We start from the raw sequence: 14,774 nt of genomic DNA, 5'->3' as shown, positions 1-14,774 counted from the left end.
GCTTGCCCTTTGGTTTTTTAATTCTTTTTCGAGGCGGGCGATAACGTCCTTCATTTTGGCACTTATCTTTTCCTCTTGCCGGGTTGCCAGTTTTAAATAGGCTTCGGCTTTCTCATAATTATTTTGTCGTAAACCAATATTGGCTACGTGGGCCAGTGCCGCCACATGGTCGTTTGCCGATCGTAGCGGGAATTGTGCTGCTAACTCGTAATGTTTTTCGGCCTGGCTAAAGTCGTTCCGCTTCAGGCAAATTCCACCAAGCATAAACTCATAAAAACCCCGTCGTTTACTGCTTAACCACTCCGGTTTGTGTATTTGGTTCAGTAGCTCCTCGGCACGCTCATAATCGTTGTTATGGTAATGTTTGGCTGCCAGTATAATTGGCCCCTCCCTAAAATATCCCCATATCAAAATCAAAATAAACCCACCGCTGGCCGCTGCCAGTTGGTAATTATGCTGGTATACAAAAAAAGCCAGAGCAACGGCAAACAAGCCAATAACAAGTATCCGTGCCTGGTTAGTGAACATTAATGCGCTGTATCAGTAAATTTATAACCTACGCCACGTATGGAGTGAAAATAAACCGGGTTTTTAGGATCTGGTTCAAAATATTTACGGAACGTTAATATAAAATTATCAATGGTACGGGTTGAGGGGTACACATCATAGTTCCAAACGGTTTCCAATATTTGCTCACGCGATACGGCATCATTGCGGCGCTCTATCAAAAGCTTCAGCAACATGGTTTCCTTTTTGGTTAAAGGTGTGATAGATTCATCAGCGTTCACTAACTCAAACGAGTTGAAGTGGATGGTTTTATCGCCAATTTTATAGCTGTTAAACTCTTTCAAGTCATCACCTTTCAAACTGCGTTTCACTAAGTTGTTTACACGAAGTATTAACTCTTCCAGATTGAATGGCTTAGTCAAATAATCGTCGGCACCCTTTTTAAGGCCGGCAACCTTATCTTCGGTTGTATTTTTAGCGGTAAGGAACATGATCGGTACTTCCGAGTTCTCCAAACGGATAGTTTCGGCAACTACAAAGCCGTCTATCTCGGGCATCATTACATCCAGTATCACTAAATTAAAGCGCTCTTCTTTAAATTTTTGAAGAGCTTTTTTTCCGTTGTTGGCAGTGGTAACCTTGTAACCTTCCAGTTCGAGGTTTAGCTTGATGGCTTCGAGTAAATGCTCTTCGTCTTCTGCCAGTAAAATTCTTTTTTTATTCGGCATCATGGTTTCTATTATATGGTTTATGTTTTACCCGAAAACGACTTCAAACACACTTCCCTTAGGTCGGTTATCGCGGATGTTAATACTTGCTTCGTGTTTATCTAATACTTGTTTTACAATGAAAAGACCCAAACCGGTACCTTTGGTATTGCGGGTATCCTCGTTGCCTACACGGTAAAACTTATCAAATATATGCAGCTTTTCCGAATCGGCTATTCCTATCCCGTTATCGGCAACGGTTAAATGCACCTCATCGTCTTTGCGGAATAGTTTTACGTTCACTACCTCGCATGGTGCGGAGTATTTAACGGCATTTTCTATCAGGTTGTTTACTACAGATGTTAGGGTGAATTTATCACCCATCAGTTCAACCTGTGGTTCAATTTCGGCATTGATCAATTGCTGGTTACAATCGCATTTATTGATCTGCAAACGGTTAACTACGGTATCAACCAATAGCGAAAAATTGATCTTCTCTTTAGGGAATGTATACGTTTGGCTGTCAATTTTTGTGGCCAGCAGCATGTTTTCAACCAAGTCGTCCAAACGCTCAATATCCTGCAAACATTTATCTAAAAAGTTAAGGCGCTGCTCTTTATCCAGATCACGTTTTTGCATAGTTTGCAAAAACAGCTTGATTGATGCCAAAGGCGATTTTAACTCATGTGTAACAGATAGCAAAAAGTTTTTTTGACGCATTTGCAGCTGCTTTTGCTTGTTGATTGATTTATGCAAATGATAAGCACCAACCAACAATACAAATAAAAACACAGAAAGCTCGCCACAGATCATGGCAAACTTACCAGGCCGTGCGCGTATCAATAATACTCCCCACCAGGTTAGTTCCGCGCAAGCGTAAATGATCAGGAAATAAAATATGACTAATGGCTTTTTCATTTCAGTTAACGTTATATTTTACTATTACTTCTGAATACCAAATCTAGACTTTCAAATATAGCCCTTTTAGCCTTCTCTAATTCAATTTTGCTGTGAGCGGACGAAATAAAGCCTACCTCGTAACCAGATGGACCTAAATAAATACCCCTGTTCAATAATTCGCGGTGCATTACTTTGAATTTCTCCATGCTTGAGGCATCAATTTCTTCGGCACTGCGGATAGCTTCTTTATCGGTAAATGCGAACCAGAATATAGATCCTACACTAAATACTTTAAATTTATAGTTGCGTGCCGTAGCAAAACGCTGTATGGAATCAACAAATTCCTGAGTTTTACCATTCAGATCACGATAGAAACCTAAACGGGATAGCTCTGATAACTGTGCGATACCCGCCGCCATAGCCACAGGGTTACCAGATAAAGTACCAGCCTGATAAACCGATCCTTCCGGAGATACATTGCTCATGATCTCTTTTGATGCACCGTAAGCACCAACAGGTAAACCACCGCCGATGATCTTACCATAAGTTACCATATCTGGCTTGATCTGGTAAAAACCAGCCGCGCCTTCAAAACCTACACGAAAACCTGATATCACCTCGTCAAATATCAATAAGGTTTTGTTTTCGGTACAGATGTCGCGTAAAAACTGAAGGTATTCTTTCTCCTGCAAAAGCAAACCGTTATTTGCCGGGATAGGCTCGATGATAACAGCGGCTATCTGATCTTTAAACTCTTCGAAAGCTTTTTTCAAGGCATTCCTGTCGTTCAGCGATACCACGATAGTCTCATCTGCAAAAGATTTAGGAACACCTGCTGATGAAGTTTCGCCAAAGGTTACTAAACCAGACCCTGCTTTTACCAACAGCGAATCAACATGACCGTGATAACAGCCTTCAAACTTTAATATTTTATCGCGCTTGGTATAGCCACGGGCCAAACGTATGGCCGACATCACAGCCTCGGTACCCGAGCTTACAAAGCGTATCTTCTCTAAGTATTTATTGTTCTTTAAAATCAGTTCGGCTAAATCATTTTCCAAAGCTGTTGGCGCACCGAACGACATACCGCTTTGCATCACCTCGGTTACCCGCTCACGAACTTTGGCGTTGTTATGGCCTAAAATGAGCGGTCCCCATGAGCAGCAAAAATCAATAAATTGGTTACCATCGGCATCCCATACATGGCAGCCATCGCCTTTTTGAATAAACAACGGTGTACCATATACCGATTTAAATGCCCTTACAGGAGAATTAACTCCTCCGGGAAAATAGGTTTTAGCTTTTTCGTAAAGTTCAGCCGATTTCTCTCTACTGATATCAGGCTTATTACTGGTGTTAACCGGCATATCACCTTCATTTCCCGAAAACATTTTTTTAAAAGTATCGAACATTGTTTTTTAGCTTCAGGCTGCAAGCTTCAAGCTTTTAGCCTCTTTGTATTATTTAGAGTTTATTTAGTCAAAATTTAAAACTTGAAGCTTGTGGCTTAAAGCTTATAGCTCACTAAATCCAGCCTTTCTCCAAAACCTCTTTAGAGTGGTAGCTTAATATAGCTGTAGCACCTGCGCGGCGGATGCTGGTTAATACTTCAACCGTGCTGCGTTCTTCGTTAAGCCAGCCACGTTGCGCTGCCGCTTTGATCATAGCATATTCGCCACTTACATTATACGCCGCAACGGGCAATTCAGTATTATCCTTTAGTAATTTAATTACATCCAAATAGGCTAAAGCAGGTTTTACCATTAAAAAATCAGCTCCTTCTATTTCATCTAAATTGGCTTCAATCAATGCTTCGCGCTGATTAGCTGGATTCATCTGGTAAGTTTTTTTATCACCAAATTTAGGGGCCGATTCCAAAGCATCCCTGAACGGGCCATAAAACGCGCTGGCATATTTAGCTGAATATGACATAATTGAAACGTTAGTGAACTTATGATCGTCCAATACATTGCGAATGTACCCTACCCTGCCATCCATCATATCCGACGGGGCAATGATATCGGCACCAGCCTGTGCTTGCGCCAAAGCCATTTTGCCTAAAATCTCTAAGGTTTCGTCGTTTAATATTTCACCGTTCTCCACTAAACCATCATGGCCATCGCTGCTGTAAGGGTCCATAGCAACATCGGTTACGATGCAAACTTCGGGGAAGTTCTTTTTCACCTCGCGGATAGCACGCAAATATAAACCTTCCTCACGGTGACTTTCGGTAGCAAGCTTGTCTTTTAACGATTCTTCGATGTTTGGGAATAGATCGAAACTCATTAAACCAAGCTTGGCACAGGCCTCAACCTCGCGCAATAAATTATCAATGGAGTAACGGTAAATACCGGGCATTGATGCAACTTCCGTTTTCTTGTTTACGCCATCAACAATAAATAGCGGGAATATCATATTAGCCGCGCTAATATGTGTTTCCTGCACCATTTGGCGTATCACCTCACTTTTCCTGTTTCTCCGTGGTCGTTGTAGCATTACATTGTTGTTTGTTAGTTGTTCATAGATCATAGTTAATGGTTCATAGTGAACACACAGACTAATCATTTTACTTCTAACTATTTTATTCCTTTTACTATGAACTATGATCTATTAACCATGAACTAAAAAATCCCAAACACCGCTTCCGCCAGTCCAACTTCATCTGGCGAAAAAGGCAGTTTATATTTGATACCCATTTCGTCCAACTTTTTACCAGTTGATTTACCTATGGCAACTACTTTTTGATTAGGTTCTAATAAGTTATCTTCAAAATAAGCATCAATGTTTGACGGGCTTGTGAAAACCACAATATCGGCATAAGTCTTTTCTACGTTCTCTAAGGCCACTGTTTCGTACACCGGCAGGTCAATGATCCTGGTATTGGCAGATAAGCCCTGGTGGATACTTCGCATTGGGCTTTCGGCTCCCGGAAATAACACCGTTGTACCATTAGCCAGTTTGGCAAAATCACCTGCTACATCGGCAGTATCAATACCTTCTCCTGTATAATCGGCAAAGTGACCGGTACGGCGTAATGTATCTTCAGATCCACTGCCCATCACCCCAAATTTTACTTTTTTAGGAAAAGCCGGTTTCAGTTCAAAAAAGTATTCTACCGCGTTTTTACTGGTGAAAAATATCCAGTCTACATTCTTTAATATAAAAGCATCCAGCTTGGTTATAACCGGAACAGTACGAATCAGCGAACGTGCCTCAACCTCTATACCAAGTTTTTCTATCGCCCTGCGAAAATAGCTTTGCTCGGATAAATCTCTTGATATAAATACTGATTTAACAAACTTCCTATCCTTATCAAAATAGCTAACTATCTTTTCAGCCAATCCTTCGGTAGTATTGGCTTCCAAATATAAACGATCCGGAAATCCATCGCCCTCATCAGCTTTAGAGGTAAATACCTGGTAAACACCATCGTGTTTGCGGCAATAGCAACCTAAAGGCAGGTGGCAACCACCACCAAATAGTTGTAAAAGCCTACGCTCAACAGCCAATTCTTTGGCAACATCCGGATGGTTTAAAATCTGTAGAGCTTCAATCAGTTCGGTATAATCTTCGCGGGTTTGTATGGCTAATACACCTTGCGCGGGCGCCGGTATTAATTCGGTAGCGGCAATATCTTCAACATGAAACTCGCTCAAATCCAAGCCTAATCTTACAACGCCTGCTTTGGCTATCATAATGGCATCGTAGCTTTCGTTACGGAGCTTGCCAATACGTGTTGGAACATTACCACGGAGTTCTTGAATTTCCAGGTCCGGGCGTAAAGCCAACAACTGTGCCTTTCGGCGATTAGACGATGTACCTACAGCACCACCAAATTTAACAGATAGCTTTTGGTGAACATCAACACAATCTTTCAGAATCAACAACAGTTCAGCCGGGTCTTCCCGTTCTGAAACTGCTGCGATAGTGAGTCCCGGAGGATTTTCAGTTGGCAGATCTTTGTGCGAGTGCACAGCCAGATCAATAGTGCCAGCCAATAACTCTTCTTCAAGCTCTTTAGTAAAAAAGCCTTTACCTTCAAGCTTATCAAAACTTAAATTAAGTATACGGTCGCCCTGGGTTTTGATAATCTTCAACACAGCTTCAATATTGTTTTCAGCCAGCTTGTCTTTAACAAAATTTGCCTGCCATAGAGCCAGATCACTCCCCCGCGTACCTATTATGATTTTCCTGTCGAACATTTAATTTTTTTGCACCGCAAATTTAACTTTTAAATAGAGTTATGTACAATTTTTGTTAGAATGTGAGGAAAGTTTGACGGAGAATTAACCTATGGGGAAAGAATTCTTGTAGACTACGAAACTTTACAGTTATTACGACCTCTATAAATGATCAGCAGTTTCTCTAATTTGCGATGATCGATAGCCAAAACATTTAAATGAAGCTCATTTACACCGGATGGGTTGTAATATTTGAGAAAATAGGCTGGCCCTTTTCCTATCCTAATAACCACCTCTTCGTTTTTTATTTCATTCCAAAAATAAAATGGGAGTTTTCCGGACTGAATGCCATTTGCGTTTAGTATTATTTGAGGTCTCCTATTTACTAAACTTTTGCCACTGCTAAATAACACATACGAAAATACAGGCCAGATAATAACAAGAGCCAAATAACTGTTATCATCAGTAAAAGCAGCATAAATCACTCCGGCAAGGTTTATTATAGAAATAGCAAGCCAGATGACAGCCTCTTTTTGGGAATAATATATTCGCGTTTCAGGAGGAATAAGAGGATCGTCTATAAAAAGCTCTTGTTTTGTTGTAAGTAGTTGATTGGAGTTATTCATAGAAATATATCTATCAATATAACACAATAAACAATCTGGAAATTAAAACGAAACTGGACAGGATATTTAATTAACGCTATTCTTCACAAAAATCTCTTTAGCCATTACCATAGGTACGCTAATGTATTTCTTCTCCATGTAATCCATTATCTTTTCCAAAACCTCGCGGCTTTGTACATCCAGAGTTTCAACCTCATCGGCAAAAACTGATGTAAGGGCACGCTGGCGGATCTCTTTGATCTTTTCGGGAACACAACGCATAGCCAATTCAATCTGACGTTGTTTTAACAGAGGAATAAATTCTTCGATATTGTTTTCTATGATGCGCTCGGCATGTACCAATTCCTGATAACGCTCCTGCAAATTATTTTTAGCAACCTCGTTTAATGAATGAACCTCGATAAAGTTTACCGGGAATTGTTCTAAAACTTCGGGAGCGGTATCATTAGGGATGGCTAAATCAACAATGGTTTTTTTGTTTGTTTCGCCGTTTAATAAGGTAGCGTAAATTTCGGGAGTGATAATAGGGCTCACCGCCGATGTGCAGGTGATGATCACATCAAAACCCTTATTGTAGTTTTTCAACTCGCTCAGGTCAAACGCTTCGCCACGTAAGTCGGCAGCCAGTTCCTGCGCTTTTGATAGAGTGCGGTTAAATACCGAGAAGTTTGAAAATTTATGTTTTTGTAAGTATTTGGAGATGTTACGGTTTGTTTCTCCTGCCCCTATGATGAGTATCCGGGCGTTAGTGCAGAGCTTGAGGTCTTTAAGTTTGCGATAGGCTAATGATACTACCGAAATTGGTTTTCGTGCTATCAGCGTATCGGTGTAAACCTCTTTGGCTGTTTTGACCACACGGCTCATCACCATTCGTAAGTAATCACCGGTAAGGCCCGCTTCCTTGCAGCATTCGTAGGCTTTGCGTACCTGGGCCAGAATTTCTTTCTCGCCAACGATCAGGCTCTCTAAAGAGCACGACATTCGCAGCAGGTGGTTCAATGCTTCCTGATCCTGATAAATAGAAACACCATCTAAAAATGCACCCATGTAGTGGTTGCATATGCCTATTTCAAGCGCGTCGATAAATTTCTTAGTGAAGTCTTTATCTATAACCTGCGATGTTGCCATTACAAATTCTACACGGTTACAAGTAGCTAAATAAAATAACTCTGGAATTTCAAATTCGGCTTTAAGCTGCTGAAGTTTTGGAGTGAGATTTTCCTGACAGATAACCAGTTTCCCAAGTTCTTTCAGTTCGATCTGCTTGTGCGTAAAAGCTATTATTTTTAGATACTTCAAAACAGTTTAAATAAGACCCCACAAAAGTAATATCCTGTAGGGGATGCAATGTCAACCCTTTGTCAAACAACTTCAATTTAGAATGTTTATAAATTAACTCTAAACGCAGTTTACTTGAATTACTAGTCCATAAATTAACGTAAATACATTGGTAAGCACTCAGCTTAAATTAAAATATTATACTATGCCGACAATCAAGAATATCCTGCTCGTGGTTATGATCATTGCATACATCCTTGCAGGAGCAAATCATTTTAAAAGTCCCGGGGGCTATATCAAAATAATACCGCCGTATATGCCCTATCCGGCCTTGTTAAATATCTTGGCGGGTATTTTTGAAATCGCTTTTGGTATAATGCTGATATTCCCCACAACAAGGCCCTTTGCTGCCTGGGGTATTGTTTTAATGCTGATTGCTTTTATGCCTGCCCATATTTACATGATACAGAACGCGCCAATGAAAATGGGCGGACTTACCATAACACCTTTAATCGCCTGGGTAAGGATACCCTTCCAATTTTTGTTTGCGGCCGGGGCATGGTGGTATACAAAGAAATAATGGAAGATGTGAAAGGTAAGATGGAAGATGTGTAGCTTTGATAAATACAGCTACACCTTATGATCAAAAAAGAAACTTATACTATTCCCGGGGCAAAAGGCCGCAATATGCTGATGGACCTAACTTTTGACAGTACCCATCGCAATGCGCCGCTGGTTATTTTTGCGCATGGGGTTAGGGGGTTTAAAGATTGGGGTACTCATAACCTGGTTGCCAATTACTTTGCGGAACATGGTTTCAGGTTCTTAAAGTTCAATTTTTCGCACAATGGTACTACGCCCGAGCAGCCTGTAGATTTTGTTGATCTGATAGCTTTTGCTGATAATACCTTTTCGATAGAGTTGGATGATCTGAACGCGGTAATAGATTTTGCCTGCAACGGAACATCTTTCCCGGCAGCTAAAAAAGTGTTTTTGATAGGCCATAGTATGGGTGGCGGTATCAGCATTATAAAAACTGCCGAAGATAAACGTATTGCTAAACTGATCACTTTTGCTTCCATCTCCAGTTTTTATAATTTGTGGCCCAAAGAGGCCGAAGTACAATGGAGGTTACAGGGTATTATGTATGTCAATAATTCACGAACTGGTCAGCAAATGCCTGTAAATGTTAGTTTATTACAAGATGTGGAGCAGAACCCATTGCGCTTAAACATCGTAAAACAAGCATCCCTGGTCGCTCAACCCTGGGTTATTTTTCATGGTGACAAGGATACAAGCGTACCGCTTTCGCAGGCTAAAGAAATCCACTCGGCACAACCAAATGCCAAACTGGTTGTGATAAAAGGTGGCGATCACGTTTTTGGAGCTTCGCATCCTTATGGGGATAATGTTTTGCCTAAACCGCTTTTAGAGTTTTGCGAAAAGAGTGTGGAATTTTTGAAGGGCTAAAAAACGTCTTTCAAGTGTTTATAATTTGCTTTTACAGTATCTAAAACTTCTTCCATCCTACCATTTAAAACCAATTTCGTCATAGATAGGGCCATGCCTTTTACTTGTTCAAATTCTACTTTGGGTGGCATGGCCAAAGCGTTAGGATCCGTCATGATGTTGATCAATACCGGGCCATTAAATGCAAACGCTTCCTGAATAGCTTGTTTTACATCATCCGGATCATTCACCGTTACACCTTTTATGCCCATCGCCTTGGCTACACCGGCAAAATCTGGATTTACCATATCGGTTTGCCAATCAGGTAAACCTGCCACTTCCATTTCAAGCTTCACCATGCCTAACGAGCGGTTGTTGAAAACCACAATTTTAATGGGTAGGTTATATTGTGCTATGGTTGCCATATCACCTAAAAGCATGGATATTCCCCCGTCCCCACAAAGGGCAATCACCTGCCTTTCGGGATAGGTTAATTGAGCGCCAATGGCTTGGGGCATAGCGTTAGCCATTGAGCCATGGTTAAATGAGCCCAACATAATACGCTTGCCGGTAGCGTTAATATAGCGTGCTCCCCATACGCAACTCATTCCCGTATCAACAGTAAATATGGCATCGTTATCGGCCTGCTTATCAATTACAGCCGCTACGTATTCGGGGTGTATAGCATCCTTTTGGCCTTTATCATCAATGTAGGTTTGCATTTTGTCCTTTACATCAGCATATACTTTTAGCTGCGCCTGTAAAAAGCTTTCGTCTTCTTTACGGTGCAACAATGGGTGCAATGCTTTTAAAGTATCTTTAATATCGCCGCAAAGGCCAACATCAACCTTTGCACGGCGGCCAATGCGTTCGGGCTTTAAATCTATCTGAATTATTTTGGCATCTACCGGCATAAACGGCGTGTATGGAAAATCGGTACCTAACAGTAAAAGCAAGTCCGACTCGTGCATACTGTGATAAGCGGCAGGTAGGCCAAGCAAACCCGTCATCCCAACTTCGTAAGGATTATCATATTGGATGCCCATTTTAGCGCGGAAGGAATAGCCAACTGTAGCTTTCAATTTTCCTGCTAACTCAACTACTTCATCATGTGCATCCTTAGCACCTATGCCGCAGAAGATGGTGATCTTTTTATGCTGATTGAGCAGATCGGCTAAGTTTTGCAGATCAGTATCTGTTGGCCTTACTACACCTTCGTTCTTAAATATTTTGGTTCCGGTAGCGCTTTCTTCGGCATCCATCGATGCCAGATCGCCGGGAAGGCCTAACACCGCTACTCCCTTTTGATGGATAGCATTCTGTATAGCCGCCTGTAACATGCGTGGAAATTGCTTTGGCGTAGTGGCTATCTGATTATAATAACTGCAATCATCAAATAATTTGATGGTGTTTGTTTCCTGGAAATAATCGGTACCAAATTCAAAACTCGGTATAGTTGACGCGATGGCGATAACGGAAGCTCCCGATTTATGCGCATCATATAAGCCATTGATCAGATGCACATGGCCGGGGCCACTACTGCCAGCGCAACAAGCTATACCTTCTAACTGCGCTTCGGCACCGGCCGCATAAGCACCGGCTTCTTCATGCCGCACGTGTATCCACTGGATCTTTCCGTTGCGCCTTACGGCATCATTTACCTGGTTCAAGCTATCGCCGGTAACGGCATATATTCTTTTGATACCGGCATCTACCAGCATTTCAACCAATTGGTCGGCTACATTTTTCGACATGTTTTTATCAGATTATTACTCTGATAAACCCTACAGAAGCCAACAGGTTTTAATTGATTTGAAATATAACGATAACAGGGTTCTATTTACAATGCTGGCTCTATCCAGTTACCATCGCCTTTAATAATACCGATCAATTGATCTAAAGCGTTGGCGGCGCTCACATTTTTCTGTACAACCTCTTTACCCCGGTATAAAGTAATTTTATCCGGACCGGCGCCTACATAACCATAATCGGCATCTGCCATCTCGCCGGGACCGTTTACAATACAGCCCATAATACCAATTTTTAAGCCTTTTAAATGACTGGTACGGCTGCGGATCATCTGCGTAGTTTCTTGCAGATCAAACAAGGTACGGCCGCAGCTTGGGCACGATATATATTCTGTTTTGGAGATGCGCGAGCGGGTAGCCTGCAAAATACCAAAAGCGGTTGAGGTTATTGTTTTAGTTGGGATAGCAGGTGCATCTATCCAGATACCATCGCCAAAGCCATCAACCAGTAAACCGCCCAGATCTGTAGCGGCATACAGTTGTAATTTAGATATAGGTTCATCTGGGCTGGTAATATCGCCCAGTTTTGCCATATCAAATTCACTATCAGGATAACTGCGTTTGATGATCACCGGAACATCTAAACCTAATTCCTGCAACTTGAAAAATAAACCCCGCTGATCCTGCATGCCATTCATCACATCTGTTTCCAATACAAACACCAATGTTTTATCTAATGATATCGCACCAAACTGATCTGTTTCAATATCGGCAGGTTTAATGCTTACCAGGTTCAAAGCATGATCACGCTCGGTGGCGGATACATACTCGGCCAAACTATAAACCGGGTGGCAATTGGTTTTGCTTTGCAGCGATTGCCATGTTCTATAGTTGTATAACTGCTTCAAATTACCGGGTAAGGTAAACGATGGCAAACTATCAGCCAAATAAACAAAATCGACAGATTGCTCGGCCATATTATATTTATCCAGCAGGGGGGTGTATAAATAACCTGCATCGTTCAGCACAGCAGGGTCTTTCAAATTTTTCGCCGACATATCAACCACTACACGCGGCACCATGTGCCCGCCAATAAAAGCATTGGCCTCATAGGTTTCACGCTTTACGTATTCGTAAGGGGAGTGTTGTGAGTTTTCAGTTGTGAGTTGTGAGTTGGCATCCTGATCCTTGATTCCTGACTCTTGATTCTTACTTCTCTCTTCATACCGGTTCACCAACGCAATAGCCACCGGCGATTCATACTCAGGTTCTTCGGTTAACGATACGCGTACCGTATCTCCAAGTCCATCTTCCAGTAAAGTACCAATACCTACAGCAGATTTTATGCGTCCATCCTCGCCATCACCGGCTTCGGTAACACCTAAGTGCAGCGGGTAGTTCATCCCTTCGGCAACCATAGTTTCAACCAGCATCCGGTAGGCCTGCACCATAACCTGTGGGTTGCTCGATTTCATGGAGATCACCAGGTTATAATAATTCAGTGCCTCGCACATCCGCATAAACTCCATGGCCGATTCTACCATGCCACGGGGCGTATCGCCGTACTGGCTCATGATCCTGTCGGACAGTGAACCATGATTGGTACCTATCCGCATAGCGGTACCATACTCCTTACAAATTTTAACCAGAGGGGTAAACTTGGAATAAATACGATCCAGCTCGGCCTGGTATTCTGATGGGGTATATTCTAACTGGTCAAATTTCTTTTTATCGGCATAATTGCCCGGGTTAACTCTAACCTTTTCAACTATACGGGCCGCAACTTCGGCGGCATTTGGGGTAAAATGAATATCGGCTACCAATGGCACTTTGTAGCCACGTTTCAATAGTTCCTTTTTGATCTCGGCCAAATTTTGGGCCTCTTTAATGCTGGGCGCTGTAATACGTACATACTCACAACCGGCATCAACCATCCGGATGGTTTGCTCAACCGTACCTATGGTATCCATGGTATTGGTTGTAGTCATGCTTTGGATACGGATAGGGTTGTTGCCCCCCATTGGCACATCGCCAATAAAAACCTCACGAGTTACAAAACGCGAGTAATCAGTCAACGAGTTACAGTAACGGCCTTTTAAGGCTTTTATCGCTTCAGCATCCATAGTGCAAAAATAGTAAATTTAGCTGTGAGTTAGATTTGAGTATTGAGATATGAGATTTTAGATACAAACTCCAATAACCACAGTAACCAGCAGGGGGGATTGTAAGAACATTTTCAACCTTTTAGGTCAAAAACTCAATATTGAATTATTAAGCGTTCTTCTTCACCACATAACAACCCGAAAACAGATCGTGGAAAGCCTGGTGCCTGTCGCCCCATATCATGCGTAAATAGGCTATAAAAATTAATGGGCCAACAATAAACTGACCAGCTTGGTATAAGGTTTTTCCCAGATTACGTTTTAAAGCGTGCCAAAAAGTTAAGCTATAGCCCAACTCATCAACAACAACCAGTCCCATAGCATATTTACCTACCGATGCCCGTAAGCGGCCCGATTCGCAAAGGGCATTGTATAAAACCATTATTACAAATAAGCCTAACTGGATAATGATAAACTCGGTTTGATGCTTCAACATATTGTCTGTTGTTTTCTTGATCAGGTCCTGATAAGCTACCGAAGTGCCGGGGGTAATATCGGGTTGCAAACCGATCACATATTGTGGAAAGAATATCATCGCTAACAACATTGTCCCAAACACTATCATCAGGTAATCAATAATAAATGCCGGCAGCCTTAACAAATAACTGGCTGTATTTTGTTGTGTAGGGAAATAAATGCCTTCACTCTTAAAATAAGCCGTAAACTCAGGGAGGTTAAAAGCGAAAGTGCCTTGTGTTTCCGTTGGCTGTAAAACTACATCGCTGGGCTCAAGCGGCCTGTCCATTAACTCACGGGCAGTAAACGGGCCCAGCTTTTCGCCGTTATCTAAAATATAATATTCGTTATCCATGTTTGTGAAGGCAAAAGTAAGGGTTTTAATTGAAAGGCTGTTTATTCAATTCATTTGATAACGTCAAAACCTTATACTTAACAGCTTCACATCGCTATTCACATATCATATTTGCAAAAACACAAATCTCGCTAATTGCTCAATTTCTTCTTCCGATAAACCGTGGTCGCCTTCATAGCGCCAATCCATATGATCATCAACTATAATCTTCCCTAAGCTTTGAGGTTCAGTTTCACCTTCCGTTAATTCGTAGATCTCGTTAGGCCGCCACGATTCATTTTCACTTTTGAAGAATAAGGGCGTGATACTGATATCACGGAGCAAACCATCGGTATTTAACTGGAATGTAGCACTTTTTGTTAACATGATGCAATGTTTGGTAGTATTACAAACACCATTAACAAA

Annotated in this window: 14 protein-coding genes; 2 read left to right on the top strand and 12 right to left on the bottom strand. The window is 41.7% G+C overall.

Going from position 1 to position 14,774, the window contains the following annotated elements:
* From ABIN91_RS08305 to hemA, 8 genes are all read right to left on the bottom strand, one after another.
* A partial coding sequence (locus ABIN91_RS08305) for a hypothetical protein (RefSeq protein WP_348050417.1) occupies positions 1-528 on the bottom strand: 528 nt, incomplete at its 3' end.
* Entirely contained in the window at positions 528-1,235 is a 708-nt protein-coding gene (locus tag ABIN91_RS08300) for a response regulator transcription factor (protein ID WP_348050422.1), read from the bottom strand. The genes ABIN91_RS08305 and ABIN91_RS08300, both read right to left, overlap by 1 nt.
* A gap of 27 nt (positions 1,236-1,262) precedes the next feature.
* On the bottom strand, positions 1,263-2,132 hold the full coding sequence (locus tag ABIN91_RS08295) for a HAMP domain-containing sensor histidine kinase (RefSeq protein WP_348050415.1): 870 nt from the start codon (positions 2,130-2,132) through the stop codon (positions 1,263-1,265).
* 11 nt (positions 2,133-2,143) lie between these two features.
* The gene (hemL, locus tag ABIN91_RS08290) at positions 2,144-3,526 is read right to left on the bottom strand and encodes a glutamate-1-semialdehyde 2,1-aminomutase (protein ID WP_348050413.1); all 1,383 of its coding nucleotides are present in this window, start codon (positions 3,524-3,526) and stop codon (positions 2,144-2,146) included.
* 112 nt (positions 3,527-3,638) lie between these two features.
* Positions 3,639-4,610 carry a porphobilinogen synthase gene (gene hemB / locus ABIN91_RS08285; RefSeq protein ID WP_348050420.1) on the bottom strand — a complete coding sequence of 324 codons (972 nt, stop codon included), beginning with the start codon at positions 4,608-4,610 and terminating at the stop codon, positions 3,639-3,641.
* Positions 4,611-4,735: 125 nt separating this feature from the next.
* A complete protein-coding gene (gene hemC, locus ABIN91_RS08280) occupies positions 4,736-6,316 on the bottom strand; it encodes a hydroxymethylbilane synthase (protein ID WP_348050411.1) in 1,581 nt (526 codons plus the stop codon).
* Between the two features lie 113 nt (positions 6,317-6,429).
* The gene (locus tag ABIN91_RS08275) at positions 6,430-6,921 is read right to left on the bottom strand and encodes a hypothetical protein (RefSeq protein WP_348050409.1); all 492 of its coding nucleotides are present in this window, start codon (positions 6,919-6,921) and stop codon (positions 6,430-6,432) included.
* Between the two features lie 66 nt (positions 6,922-6,987).
* Positions 6,988-8,220 (bottom strand): glutamyl-tRNA reductase, encoded by a 1,233-nt coding sequence (gene hemA, locus ABIN91_RS08270; protein ID WP_348050407.1) that lies wholly within the window; start codon positions 8,218-8,220, stop codon positions 6,988-6,990.
* Positions 8,221-8,404: 184 nt separating this feature from the next.
* Here hemA and ABIN91_RS08265 point away from each other — a divergent pair, with 184 nt between their 5' ends.
* Entirely contained in the window at positions 8,405-8,779 is a 375-nt protein-coding gene (locus ABIN91_RS08265; RefSeq protein WP_348050405.1) for a MauE/DoxX family redox-associated membrane protein, read from the top strand.
* 59 nt (positions 8,780-8,838) lie between these two features.
* On the top strand, positions 8,839-9,669 hold the full coding sequence (locus ABIN91_RS08260) for an alpha/beta fold hydrolase (RefSeq protein ID WP_348050403.1): 831 nt from the start codon (positions 8,839-8,841) through the stop codon (positions 9,667-9,669).
* On the opposite strand, the gene ABIN91_RS08255 is transcribed toward ABIN91_RS08260, so the two are convergent.
* From ABIN91_RS08255 to ABIN91_RS08240, 4 genes are all read right to left on the bottom strand, one after another.
* The gene (locus tag ABIN91_RS08255; RefSeq protein ID WP_348050401.1) at positions 9,666-11,402 is read right to left on the bottom strand and encodes a thiamine pyrophosphate-dependent enzyme; all 1,737 of its coding nucleotides are present in this window, start codon (positions 11,400-11,402) and stop codon (positions 9,666-9,668) included. The two genes, ABIN91_RS08260 and ABIN91_RS08255, sit on opposite strands and share 4 nt — an antisense overlap.
* 86 nt (positions 11,403-11,488) lie before the next feature.
* Positions 11,489-13,519: a (E)-4-hydroxy-3-methylbut-2-enyl-diphosphate synthase gene (gene ispG, locus ABIN91_RS08250; RefSeq protein ID WP_348050399.1), complete on the bottom strand. Its 2,031-nt coding sequence runs from the start codon at positions 13,517-13,519 to the stop codon at positions 11,489-11,491.
* A 148-nt stretch (positions 13,520-13,667) separates the two neighbouring features.
* Positions 13,668-14,369: an RDD family protein gene (locus ABIN91_RS08245; RefSeq protein WP_348050397.1), complete on the bottom strand. Its 702-nt coding sequence runs from the start codon at positions 14,367-14,369 to the stop codon at positions 13,668-13,670.
* A 105-nt stretch (positions 14,370-14,474) separates the two neighbouring features.
* Positions 14,475-14,735, bottom strand: coding sequence for a hypothetical protein (locus tag ABIN91_RS08240; RefSeq protein ID WP_348050395.1), 261 nt, complete (start codon positions 14,733-14,735; stop codon positions 14,475-14,477).
* Positions 14,736-14,774 lie beyond the last annotated feature (39 nt).

It is taken from the genome of Mucilaginibacter sp. (genome assembly GCF_039921305.1).
Classification (GTDB): Bacteria; Bacteroidota; Bacteroidia; order Sphingobacteriales; family Sphingobacteriaceae; genus Mucilaginibacter.
The sequence above is the reverse complement of the archived record's forward strand: the minus strand, read 5'-3'. Positions and strand labels throughout refer to the sequence as shown.